Origin of the sequence: Colwellia sp. D2M02, assembly GCF_018860755.1 — a bacterium.
Classification (GTDB): Bacteria; Pseudomonadota; Gammaproteobacteria; order Enterobacterales; family Alteromonadaceae; genus Colwellia; species Colwellia asteriadis.
The window spans coordinates 315996-328746 of sequence record NZ_JAHKPW010000070.1; the positions used below are offsets into that span (position 1 = coordinate 315996).

Annotated in this window: 9 protein-coding genes; all 9 read left to right on the plus strand. The window is 40.6% G+C overall.

Annotation, left to right across the window (positions count from 1 at the left end; genetic code table 11):
• The first annotated feature begins 44 nt into the window (after nt 1-44).
• The 9 genes from tssF to KO495_RS13835 all read left to right on the plus strand — a co-directional run bounded on the left by tssF (nt 45) and on the right by KO495_RS13835 (nt 12751).
• Nucleotides 45-1766: a type VI secretion system baseplate subunit TssF gene (tssF, locus tag KO495_RS13795; RefSeq protein ID WP_252738956.1), complete on the plus strand. Its 1722-nt coding sequence runs from the start codon at nt 45-47 to the stop codon at nt 1764-1766.
• On the plus strand, nt 1766-2755 hold the full coding sequence (locus KO495_RS13800) for a type VI secretion system baseplate subunit TssG (protein WP_215980978.1): 990 nt from the start codon (nt 1766-1768) through the stop codon (nt 2753-2755). Before tssF ends, KO495_RS13800 begins: the two co-directional genes overlap by 1 nt.
• 21 nt (nt 2756-2776) lie before the next feature.
• On the plus strand, nt 2777-5563 hold the full coding sequence (tssH, locus tag KO495_RS13805; protein ID WP_215980979.1) for a type VI secretion system ATPase TssH: 2787 nt from the start codon (nt 2777-2779) through the stop codon (nt 5561-5563).
• A gap of 18 nt (nt 5564-5581) precedes the next feature.
• A complete protein-coding gene (gene tssI / locus KO495_RS13810) occupies nt 5582-7612 on the plus strand; it encodes a type VI secretion system tip protein TssI/VgrG (RefSeq protein WP_215980980.1) in 2031 nt (676 codons plus the stop codon).
• Between the two features lie 67 nt (nt 7613-7679).
• Nucleotides 7680-8132: a hypothetical protein gene (locus KO495_RS13815; protein WP_215980981.1), complete on the plus strand. Its 453-nt coding sequence runs from the start codon at nt 7680-7682 to the stop codon at nt 8130-8132.
• A 73-nt stretch (nt 8133-8205) separates the two neighbouring features.
• A complete protein-coding gene (locus KO495_RS13820; protein ID WP_215980982.1) occupies nt 8206-9423 on the plus strand; it encodes a hypothetical protein in 1218 nt (405 codons plus the stop codon).
• Entirely contained in the window at nt 9413-10501 is a 1089-nt protein-coding gene (locus tag KO495_RS13825; protein WP_215980983.1) for a DUF2169 domain-containing protein, read from the plus strand. Before KO495_RS13820 ends, KO495_RS13825 begins: the two co-directional genes overlap by 11 nt.
• Entirely contained in the window at nt 10498-11673 is a 1176-nt protein-coding gene (locus KO495_RS13830) for a hypothetical protein (protein WP_215980984.1), read from the plus strand. Before KO495_RS13825 ends, KO495_RS13830 begins: the two co-directional genes overlap by 4 nt.
• Before the next feature lie 49 nt (nt 11674-11722).
• Nucleotides 11723-12751 (plus strand): DUF4150 domain-containing protein, encoded by a 1029-nt coding sequence (locus KO495_RS13835; RefSeq protein ID WP_215980985.1) that lies wholly within the window; start codon nt 11723-11725, stop codon nt 12749-12751.

Sequence of the window (12751 nt, forward strand, 5' to 3'; positions counted from 1 at the left end):
GACTAAAAATTTATTGATTGAAACAACAATTAAACTAACAAGGAATGTGTGTGCAACAGTACTTTGATGCTCAAATGCGCTTATTAACTCAAGCAGGTAAACAATTTGCAGAGCATTACCCAGAACACGCTGGGCAGTTAAATATTGACTCCATTAAAGAACGAGATCCGCATGTAGAGCGGTTACTTGAGGGAGTCGCTTACCTGAACGCCAACATTCAAAAACGTCTAGACCAATCACTACCTGAAGTATCAGAGCAAGTGCTTAGGCAGCTATGCCCAGCGTTATTAAATTTTTACCCATCAACAACAGTTTTTCAATTTCACCCTAAATACTCAATGCAAGAATCACTTTTAGTGAAAAAGGGTCTTGAAATTACAACTGAAGTGGCGGTTGAACAAGTTAAGTGTAAATTTACCACTTGCCATGATGTGAGCGTGTTGCCATTAGAAATTGTTGCGGCGCAGAATCATGACACCTTTGACGGCTCCGAATTACGCTTTAAAGTAAAGTGGATATGTCAGGGAGAGAAAGAAAACTACGATTTAAGTAAATTACGTCTGTATTTAGACGGAGATACCCCCCTTGTTAGTGGTTTATACCACTTATTAATGAGTGCCAGTGAACCCGTTTTATTAGACTTTGGCGCTGCTGATTCAGGTTTTAACTGCCGGTTAACTAAGGCAGTAATTGCCCCTGCTAATTTAAATCAACATAGCGCGTTATTACCCAATGCTTCTACCAGCCACCCTGGCTATGCATTACTACACGACTACTTTAATGGCAAAGAGCGCTTTAACTTTATTGATATTGAATTTAATAGCGAGGTTGAATTACCAGAGCGTTGTGATTTCTTCGACGTTGTTATTAAATCTGCGGTTAAACTACCGCCAGGGCATAAATTAAGTGCTGCGAACATCAAGCTTAATTGTGTTGTTGGTATTAATCTTTTTGCTCAAGACGCAGAGCCAGTTAAGTTAGAATTGAACCAAACAGAATATGTTGTTGTTCCCGATCGAAATAAACGAAATAGTGTATTTACCTATTCGGTTGATAGGGTTGAGGGACGTGAAAGGTTAACGTCACAGGCGTACGATTATACCCCACGTTACCAAAGTATTTTTGGCGATGAAAAAAGGCTATACACACTTATTTTAAAAGATGTGGGTGATGTTGTACCAACACATTATGTTGCTTTGCCTATTGAGCAAAATAGTGTTGATGAGACTGTCTCATTGGAGCTTACTGCCTATAATGGTCGCTGGCCGAAGCAAACCATCAGAGAAGGGCAGTTAAGCCAAGGCGGAAAAAACATGCCTTCAATGTTACAAGTTCGCAATATTGCCCGTCCATCAGGTTACAACGAATCTCAAGACAACACTAAGCATTGGCAGTTAATTAGTTTACTTAATCTTAAGTTTTCATCGTTATCCAACGTCAATGAGTTGAAACGATTGTTGGCTTTATTTGATTGGTCGAAACGCTCAGAAAACAAGCGAAGAATTGAAGCAATTATTGATGTAAAAAGTAATAAAGTGAACCAAATTAAACGCGGCATATTTATTCAGGGCGCAGAGCTTCATATTACCTTAGATGAAAACAAATTTGTTTGTCAGTCAGACGTATACCATTTCGCTTCTGTATTACATCAGTTTTTTGTTTTATATGCGCCTATTAACCAAAGTATGCAAACACGTATTGAGTGCGTACCTAGCTATAAGGAATTTGTTTGGGCGATAGAGCCTGGGCAAAGTGCGCATATATAGTGAACGAAGTACAGCAACCGAGTTGGAGTAAACTCTCTAGTAACCTACAAAAACTTCAAGATAAACCGTGGAAATTCGGCTTATTTAAAGCGCTTAACCTCTTAGAAACAGAGTGGGCAGAGCTTGATGAAATGCAAATAGGCTTGAGTAGTCGGGTACTTATTACCCCCAATAAAGAATTAGGGTTTCCTGTTTCAGACATAAGAAAAGCCAGCCTACTTAAACATGGCAGAGGGGTTTTTCATGTTGAATCAAATTACTCAGGTTTATATGGCGTTGATGCGGCTATGCCACATTATTTGCTAGAGCAAGCAGCGGGAGATGATCTTGCAGCTGCTCGTACTCGGGCTTTTTTAGATATGTTTAACCATCTCTACTATTGCTTGTTGTATCAGTCATGGAAAAAGTCACAATTAACCATTAAAGGTATTGGCTCAGATCAGTTTGAAGAAGTATTAAACGCTATTTTGTCGGGCCGTCACAGCACAGATACTCATGCTGGCGTTGCAGTATTAAAAACCTCAAGTGCTAGCGGTATGGCAAAGCTACTGTGCAATGAATTTAATTGCGAACAAATAACAGTAGATGACTCAAGTCCCAATTGGCAACCTGTTGGAAATAGCACCAAGCTTGGTGATGAAGGCACCTCGGTTTTAGGTGAGTCGGTTATCTTGGGCGATCATGTTTTAGTGTCAGGTGGCAAAGTTATTGTCGAGCTGGGTGAAATGGAAGAAAGCAGAGCTAAAAGCTTTTTTCCTGGCAGCACTAACGGTAATAAATTACAAAAATTGATTGAATCACAATTGCCGTCTGACTTGTCATGGGAGTGCACTATGTCTATTCACCATGATTATAAAGCGATTCAACAATTAGGCGATGACACTGTAATACTCGGTGTTAATAGTCATATAGGCGAAGTATCACAATTAATAGAATTTCAACAGTTTAAAGATAGTCAATACAAACAACGGATGGCTCAGGCTCGTTAAATCAGCAGATAGGATATAGCAATGGACGTAAAAGGCATTAAACAACTTATTGATAAATTAAATGGACATACTGCAACCGCATTAGAGAATGCTGCTGGTTTTTCAAGTAGCAGAACACACTATGAGGTAGTACCTGAGCATTTATTAATAAAACTGATGGAAGAAGATGCAAACGGTGATTTAGAGCGTATTTTTCATTTCTTTGGGGTCAGCCAAGATGATATTTGGCACGCTTTATTGGCTCACTTAAACACCCAGCCTGCAGGTAGCAAAAGTAAGCCGGTTTTTTCAAGACGCTTGTATGAATGGCTAGAGAAGTCATGGTTAACGAGCAATATGAACTACGGTGGCGATTGGATTTCTGGCATGTCACTGGTTGATGCATTAGTTGAAATGGCTCCATACAGTCCAGTACTCGCGTTACCTGAACTACTTGAAAAAATAGATACGCACTTTTTACGTGCCAATCATGAAAAAATCTGTGAAGGCTCATGTGAGCGCTTAACCGCTAAAGCGCAAGAGTCACAGAGCAGCAGCTCACAAACTGCTAATACGCAGCAAACTGGGCAAGCGTTACAAGATTTTTGTGACGATCTTACTGGTAAAGCTGAGCGTGGTGAAATAGACCCTGTGCTTGGGCGTAACGATGAAATTCGAATGATGGTCGACGTACTATGTCGTCGCCGTAAAAATAACCCGATTATGGTGGGGGAGCCAGGTGTTGGTAAAACTGCTGTTGTTGAAGGTATGGCGCAACGTATTATTGATGGGCAAGTACCAGAAGAGTTGAAAAACGTTCGTTTATTAACCCTAGACATGGGGTTACTACAAGCGGGCGCTGGGGTTAAAGGTGAGTTTGAACGTCGTCTAAAACAAGTTATTGATGAGGTCAAAGAGTCTGATATTCCAATTATTATGTTTATTGATGAAGCACATACTTTAATTGGTGCTGGTGGTGATGCAGGCATGAGCGATGCCGCTAACTTACTTAAGCCTGCGTTAGCACGCGGTGAGCTGCGCACAGTAGCCGCCACCACATGGTCAGAGTATAAAAAGTATTTTGAACGTGATGCGGCACTTGAGCGACGCTTCCAACTGATTAAAGTTGAAGAGCCGTCAGAGCAAGCGGCTAAATTAATGCTTTCTGGCTTAAAAGCGAGTTATCAAAGTCACCATAATATTCAAATTACCGATGACGCTATTGAAGCCGCGGTTACCTTGTCAGCTCGTTATATTACCGGACGCTACTTACCCGATAAAGCGATAGATGTACTTGATACAGCCGCTGCTCGTGTACGTATGTCAAGTGCCACAGAGCCTGCCGCTATTGAGTCTGAAATAGAGCACTTAGCTTATTTAGAGAGAAGAATTGAAAACCTGCAAACCGAAAAGTCGCAAGGTATTAGTATCAAGCCAGGACTTATTGAACAATTAAATAGCGAAAAGACAGCCTCAACCGCAACATTGACTCAAATGTTAGGAGCGAGAGAAAACCAAAAATCAACGCTCAATATTATTAATGAGTTAAAGCTAGCGCAAGCTAATGGTGAAGATATTAACGAGCAGCTGTTAGCGATGCGTGAGCAATTGAAACAACAAAACGCTGACGGTAACGGACTATTCTCTGAAGTTGATGCTGACTCAGTTGCTGAAATTATTGCCGAATGGACAGGTATTCCAGCAGGCTCAATGGTTAAAGATGAAATCAACACGCTAATTTCATTAGAAGACTCTCTAAGTGATGTTGTTATTGGTCAGTCGGATGGTTTAGCTAAATTGGCACAATCTTTACGGGTGAGTAAAGCTGGCGTTAGTGCATCAGAAGGGCCTTTAGGCGTGTTTTTATTAGTGGGACCGTCAGGTATTGGTAAAACCGAAACCGCGCGTACTTTGGCTAATGAAATGTTCGGAGGAGATAAATTTTTAACCACTATTAATATGAGTGAATACCAAGAAGCGCATACTGTCTCACAACTTAAAGGCTCACCTCCTGGGTATGTTGGCTACGGAGAAGGGGGCGTACTGACCGAGGCAGTTAGACAACGACCATACTCTGTTGTTTTGTTAGATGAAGTTGAGAAGTCACACCCTGATGTTATGAACTTGTTTTATCAAGTTTTTGAACGTGGCTTTATGCGCGATGGCGAAGGCAGAGAAATTGACTTTAGAAATACCATTATTTTAATGACTTCTAATTTGGGCTCACAAACATTAATTGACCAATGTGAAGAACCTTCAGTTGATGAAGAGCAAACGCAAAACAGCATTATCGATGACGATGCGCCTGAAAATGAAGCTGAGCTAACGACTGAGAGCGCAGATGAAACTACAGCAGGTGTGGTGAACGAAGTGTTGGCAACCGACATCCAGCAAAATGCGTGGCAACGTCCAACACTTAGTGCGTTAATTGAAGAAATTAAACCTGAACTATTGAGCTTTTTTGCTCCAGCGTTATTAGCGCGTATGCAAGTTATTCCATTTTTGCCGTTAGATAATGAAGCTCTCGGCGCTATTGTTGCGTTAAAGCTTGAATCAGTTGCTAAACGCTTAATGACAAACCACCAAATGGAGTTACGTGTTGACGGTGATGTTGTGCGTTATATTACATCGCAATGTCAAATGTCAGACTCAGGGGCGCGTATGGTTAATGCTATGATCGAGCAGCAAATTTTACCGGGGATTGCTCGCTCAGTATTAGAGTTTATGGCAGATGATGACATGCCTGATATTTTAACCCTAACCCTAGATAGCAACGGCAAAATAGAAGCTATTTTTGCTGATAATGCATCTAAAACGGTAGCTGCTTAACTAAACGGAGAGAGTTAAATGAGTGCGTTTGAATTTTTAAAGTCAATAAAAGCCAATGAAAGCCAATATGAGCTTAATATTACCGGTATTCCTAGCGGCTTATTTTCAGTAACCGATCTCGTTTCGGTTGAAGATGAACTGTGTAGTGATTACTGCTTTGAAATAGAGTTATTAAGTAATGATTTGATTTCAGCGGACACTGTTATTGGTAAAGATACAACGCTCTCAATTTTATGGGGTATGAGCGATCGTACTATTAGTGGTCTGGTTAGCCATTTTGTTGCTCGCGGTCAAAGCCATCAAGGTTATCATTATAATTTAACCTTGAACTCTCATTTATCCTTATTAAAACATAAACGTTCAAACCGTATTTTTACAGCTATGTCGGTTGACAGCATTATCACTAGTGTTTTCACCAAGTCAGGCTTCCCAATGGAAAAGCTCGATATGATGGCAAGTGGACCAACACTTGACATGGTAGTGCAATATAATGAAACAGACTATCAGTTTGTTGAACGCATTATGCGTAAATATGGTTTTGTTTATGGCGCCATAGAAAACAATGGCTCAGTAAGAATTGCAGTGTGTAATTCAAGTGCTGACTTTGCTAGCAACACTACGCCAATAGACATTATTTACCAAGCACCGTCGGGTGTTGTGCGCGCAAATGAAAGTATTTTTGCAGTCAGTCGCAAAGCGAGCTTGCTAACTCAGGATATTCATTTAAATGATTACAACTATGAAGCACTAGGTAATTTAAATGTTGAAGAGCAAGGTAGTAGCAAAGTTGCTGGTTTTGGTAGTTCGAGCATTTATGGTGAAAATTATAGGGATGCAGGTCAAGGCTCTATGCTTGCTAATGTGAGAAAGCAAGCATTTGACTGTCAACGCGATATTATTATTATTGACAGTGACTGTCGTGCTATTCGCCCAGGTTGTGTGGTTAATATTATTGATCATGACGATTACAGTGGTGCCTATTTTGTCACTAAAGTCGCTCATATAGGTAGTCAATCAGGCGGCGTTAACTACGGTAGTAAAGTTAAAAATTTACACTATAAAAACCAAGCTCACCTAATTCCACTTGATACACCTTTTAAAGCCGAAGTACCAGAAAGTGCCAAAACATTTACAACTTTTAATGCCACTATAGAGCAAGAGGTTGATGATAAAGGCCGCTATATTGTAAAGCTGCCATTTAACCAAGACGGAGAGGGGCAAGAAAGTAAACCCACTCGTATGGTACAGCCTTATGGTGGTAGTGGTCATGGTATGCACTTTCCATTAACACAAGGCAGTGAAGTGATTGTCTGTGGTGAAAATGGCGACCTAGACCGACCTATCATTTTAGGTGCGGTATATAACGGTGAATCGCCAAGCCCAGTGACCTCAATCAACCCAACACAAAACCTTGTGGTCACGAGAGCGGGTCATAAGCTATTGATGGATGATGCTACAGGCCGAGAAGAAATAGAGTTAAGTAACCCCGAAGGGGCTAACATACTCAAGTTAAATGCCAGTAGTAATGGAGACCACTTTGCTCAGCTTAAGTCAACGAACGGCAGAGTAGAAATTCAAGCTAAGAAAGACTTATTATTGACTAGTGATCGCAACCATATTGTGTCAACAAATAATGTTATGCAAACCGTGGTACGTGATCATATTAAAATTGAAACGCGCGAAAATGACATTTCTCTTAGCGCAGGTCGAGGAATTAATATTAACGCGGGCACAGGGCTTAAATTTCAAGCCACTGAAAATAATATTGATATGAACGCAGAAGCCAATATTAATATGCAGGCTCAGCAAAACGCTTCACTCTATGCTGAAGAAGGTAATATTGACGTCAAAGCTAATAGTGGTGATCTCTCGGTTGAGTCTGGCGCTAATATTGTTATTAAAAGCACTAGCAATGGCAGTATTAACTTATCGCAAGGTAGTGGTTCTATTGAAATCGATGCTGGCGGAAACTTAACGATTGACGCCAATACTATTACATTAAGCGCAAGTAATATTGTTATTAAAGGCAATGCGGTAACCAATAATTAAACACTGTGTTTAGGGTTAACGTAAGTAATAAAAATAAAGAACAAACCAGAAATTATAAGGATATAAAATGTCGGCGTCTGTTACCTCAATTGCTCCTAAAGCAAACATGTCAGACTTTCAGCCTCAAATGGCAAAAGTGACAGCGATAGATGAACAAGGACGAATTGAAAAAATCGCCTTGCTTACGCAAAACGCCCAGCAATTAGACAATTATGCTGTTTGCAGTCAGGCTAAGCACATTGCTCGAGCGACTATTGATGATACTGTTTTAGCACAAAACACTCATCAAGGTTGGGTAGTTATAGCACAACTTGCTAGTCCCACAGACAGCCCATCAGCCTGTATCACCGACACGAATGGACATGTCAATATTAAAGGTGCCAAAAGCGTGAGCTTATCAACCTCAAAAGGCACCATTGAAGTACATAATGACGGCAGAATTGTTATTGATGCTACTGAGTTAAGCGCCACTAGTGAGCGAGACTTCACTATTGCTGGTTGGCCTATTCGCCTTAACTAACATTCACTAACCTTAAACCATTAACCTTAATCACCCGCAGTTATTAATGCTATTACAAAATATGAATCACTAAATGTTTGAAGTTGTCGCGCGAGCTAATATCCATCATCAGCAAGTTGTAAAGCTGTTAAAACAACGTAAAAAAGTCCACCAAACCTTACTTTATGAACAAGGCCGTATAACGACGCTTGAACAAAGCCTATGCGCTCACATTTATGCATTGCAAGATGCTGAACCCGATATCTTAAAAGCAGAGGTGACAGTACTGGTTGATGCTTTAAATATTCTTACAGATGATCAACTTACCAGTGAGCAATTAATTAATAGTTATGAGCAACAAACCACAGCAGGGCAGGCAAACGAGCTAGCTAAAGCAATTGAATTACTATGTAGCTTATTACCTGCGGGCTACTTTGAGAAAAAATTAAAAATAGAATTTGAGAATAACTTTCTTGAAGATATTTTATATCGCAACAGTCAGCTATTAGAGCTTTTAATACACTTTAACATTGCGTGGCCTATTGAACCTTTACAAGTTGTCCGTCAGTCGGCATTGGCGGCTAAATTTTCGCCGTCACTTACCGTCGCTTGTTTGCTCTTTGGGCAAAGTAATGTCAGTACACAAGAGTTGGCACAAGGCTACCAGCACCCGCTATTTTCTATTGCTCAAGCGAGTTTTATTAAAGGTCTCGCGATTGATAAAACCAATGCACAAATAGCCTTGTTTAATCGCTTTGCAAAAACCACTGACGTTGCCGAAAAAGCAGAGCTATTAACAATAGCTGGTTTGTCAGGTGATAACCGTTGGCTTGAGCCTTGCGCAATATTTTGCCAAGAGTATCCGCAGTATACCTTTACCGTGCTAAGTCACTTCCAACACAAAAGCAGCTTAACATTGGTTATTGAATTAATGGCCGTTGCGCAAACCAGCGAACAGGCCTATCAAGCTTGGTTATTATTAACCCATACAAAACTACTTAAAAAACCACAGTTACAAGACAGTCATAATAAGCAACGTCAAGCTGGCGAGCTTACTATTCCTAATATTGAACAAGCAGAGTTAAGCCGACAAGCCTTAATGGTGCAAGCAGGCACTAAAGTGCTAGCGGGCATATTATTTGATGATCTTAACGCGCTAGAAAAGTTAAGTGGCTTACAAGGGCAAGCCGTGCAACGTGCTTTAGTTTTATCTCACTCAACAGAAAGTGGCATGTTGTTGTATTGCCAGCAGTTATCGTCAACAAGCTTTATAAAAACAGTACGTCAGCAAGGGGGCCAAAATGTTACATAATTTAAGCCCATGGCAAGCGACCACCGTTGAAAATTGGCTGCACAGTAAACAAAAGTGCCTAACGCTGATTGTAAAGCAGTCGTTCGAGTATGACGACAATGGCAATGTATACGCCATGGAAAAAAGTGAAGAGATTGTGATGGCTGATGCAATGTTAGCTGAGCCAACAACCTCGTCATTAAAACTCGCTAATGAAGCTGTCGCTTTTAAAAAAGGTTTTGAGTTGTATGGCAATTTAACCGCTTACCCTCCTAAGGCTAAGCAAGCCAAGGTTATTGAAGTTTATGTGGCGTTAACTCAAGATAACAATCCAGTATTTAACAAAACCTTGCGAGTAACGGGGGAGCGCTTCTGGCAACAATCTCTTTTAGGAAAAACGGCATCAGACCCCAAACCACTTAAACCTACCGCGCTTAGCTATGAAAACACTTACGGGGGCATTGACCCTGAAAAATCAGACAAAATGTTTCCCGAAAATCCCGCGGGTAAAGGTTTTCGTGTTAAAAATGTAAAAGGCAGTTTATTACCAAAAATTGAATACCCAGCGCACTTTTTAAAGCACCCTAAAAAGGAAATACCGCCCGCAAGTTATGGTGCTCTGCCGTTATTTTGGCAGCCACGTTTAGCACTGTTACCTGAAATAGATCAAGAGGCATTAATGGCGGGAGAGTATCCCTATCAAGGTAAAATGCATGAAAGCATGTTTAATTGCGCACCAGTAGACCAGCAGCTTAATATTAACTTTACTGAACAATTAACGCTGACTTTAAAAGGGGTGTCACCGAACAAAGACTATCATCATCTCACACAAATCAAATTACCTTATTTACCCCCACAAGTGGCGATAATTAATGGTGAAGAGCAAGCCTTTATTGAACTAACTTGCGATACCTTAGTGCTTGATGCAGACGCTAACACTTTTCATTTACTGTGGCGTAAAAGCCTCGAAAAAAATAATACCGATAAGCAGCGAATTACCCCGTACAGCCAAATTGTGGTGCAGCAAGCAAAGCAGCCAAATCAAGCAGTAAAACCATTGCAACAGACACCGCAAAAAGCACAAGGTGAAGTATCATGAGTAACACCTTTAAAGCGATTAGCTTAAGTACCATTAATGCTTCAGGGTGCTCCCACAAAGCACTGGCTAGCGCACTGACCACCGATATGTTTTTTGGGCAAAAGTCGCCGTTAGAAATTAGAGTTGATAAAGGTATAGCGCAACCTTTTTTTACCGTACCTTTACCTGAGATTGAATCGTTAGATGTCATCACTAAAAAACAATTACTCTTAACGGAATGCTTACAAGAAACAGCCAAGCAACTCGCAGCACTTTCATCCGTTATGCCAATTAGCACAATTGAGCAACTCATTATTGTAACGTCAATGTTTATGATGACGGATGACGAGCAACGCAGCGCGACTGAAAATGATTTTGAGCTTGACGCTATTGAAAAAAACAAACAAGCATGGCAGCAATTAGTGGCAGGATTTATAAACGACTACTTAACAGACTTTAGTAACAAGCTAGCGTTTAAATATGTTCATCAGCCATCAATCGACCAACAGCTTATGCAAATAACACAAGCTAATAACTTTGAACGACCAGTACTTATTATTAATATTGACTCATTAGTTGATTATAACAATGTAGCACTACTCAATAAAATGACCGAGGTTCAGTGTTTACAAGGTACTGCGGGGATAATGCCAGCTGAAGGAGCAAGCAGTACCTTATTAATTCCAAACGGTTACCCTGACATAGCGCACAAACAATTAATTACGATTGAACCATTAAATACCGAGCAACAACAAAATATTAAAGCGCAATTAACGCAAGCAAAATTCTCATTACCCAACACTGTATTACATGTGGGTACTATTTCAGACGCTTGGGTTACTCATTGGTATGGTCAAACGAACAGTTTTTATCGTCAAATAGATATTAATGAGCAAGCCGACTCGTCAAACTCAGCGGATCAAGGTGGTGCCGTTATGGTAGCAGAAGCAAAACCAGCTCAAGCGTCAACGGCTAAAATACTCACCTTATACGACCAAACTCAAACCTTGGGTTATTTAGGTGTTGCCAACTTATCAACCGCTTTGGCAGGTGCTGCAGCTTTACTGGTGAGCCCAATAGAAAATAAATCAGAGGTTTGGCTGGTAGAACATCAAGTAAATACCCGCAACAGCAACAACAGTCAAAAAACATTAGCAAACGTATATAAAATAACGTCTGCTAATAACGAGTAATTAAACGGAAAGCAACGCGAGTAATAACGCGTAAATAAAGGGATGTATTATGACAACATACGTTAATGCAGGCGCAGGTAAAGCAGCCTTAAGTATTCAGTATGATATTGACAATTTAACTGCCGACGTAAGAAGTGACGGCAATCAAGCATGGCGACACAATAATGTTGCCTTATTGCCATTAAATATATCAGCTCGAAGTCACGATGTTTTAGGTAGTGCGTATAGCGTGGCTATATTTCCAGACAAAGCCGCCAGTCAAGACGCCTTTTTAACTGAATGCACACGCCCTAAATATGCCGGCTTTACCTTAGGCGATATGGTTAATCATTTTATTCCAGATTACATTATTGAGCCTCCAGCGTGGGACGATGAAAAAAATCAAGCGATATTACCTTGGATAGAGCCTTTTACAGGGCTTGATGTGAATGCGACGTTATCTGATTACGAGGCTTTTTTAACGTTAGTCGAAGATCATATCGGTTGGGAAACGGGAACCACTGAAACTCTTGAAAAAGACGTTGAGGCAGAAGCGCCTAACGTAAGTACAGTTAGTGGTAACAACGTATTAATAAATGGTAGAACAGCCGTACATGCTGACAGTGGCGGCGTATTGCAAACTATTGATGTGTGTTTAACACCTGTCGGTAATGCTGTTGTTCCAATTCCTTATGCCAATGTAGCGCAATCATCTGATGCCGCTAGTACCGCTAGCTCAGTAAAAATCAACGGTAACCCTGCATGTAATTTAGGTAGTAACTTTTCACAAAGCACTGGTGATGAAGCAGGTACTCGTAAAGGTATTATTAGTGGCGTAACCCAAGGTAAGGCTGAGTTTTTAATAGGCTCTGCAGATGTTTTTATTGAAGGCGTATGCGCGGTTAGGCAGGGTGATTTAATGATATCAAACAGCAAAAACACCCCACCCATGCCGCTTAACCAACCCGGCGGTCCAATGCCAAGAGGGTTGAGTGTGAATGATCCAAATGCACTACCTCAACAGGAAAATGCCAAGCGAATTATTATTAAAATATCAGGTAATGAAAAGCTTGATGTCGACATGATTGCGAAAGGTTAG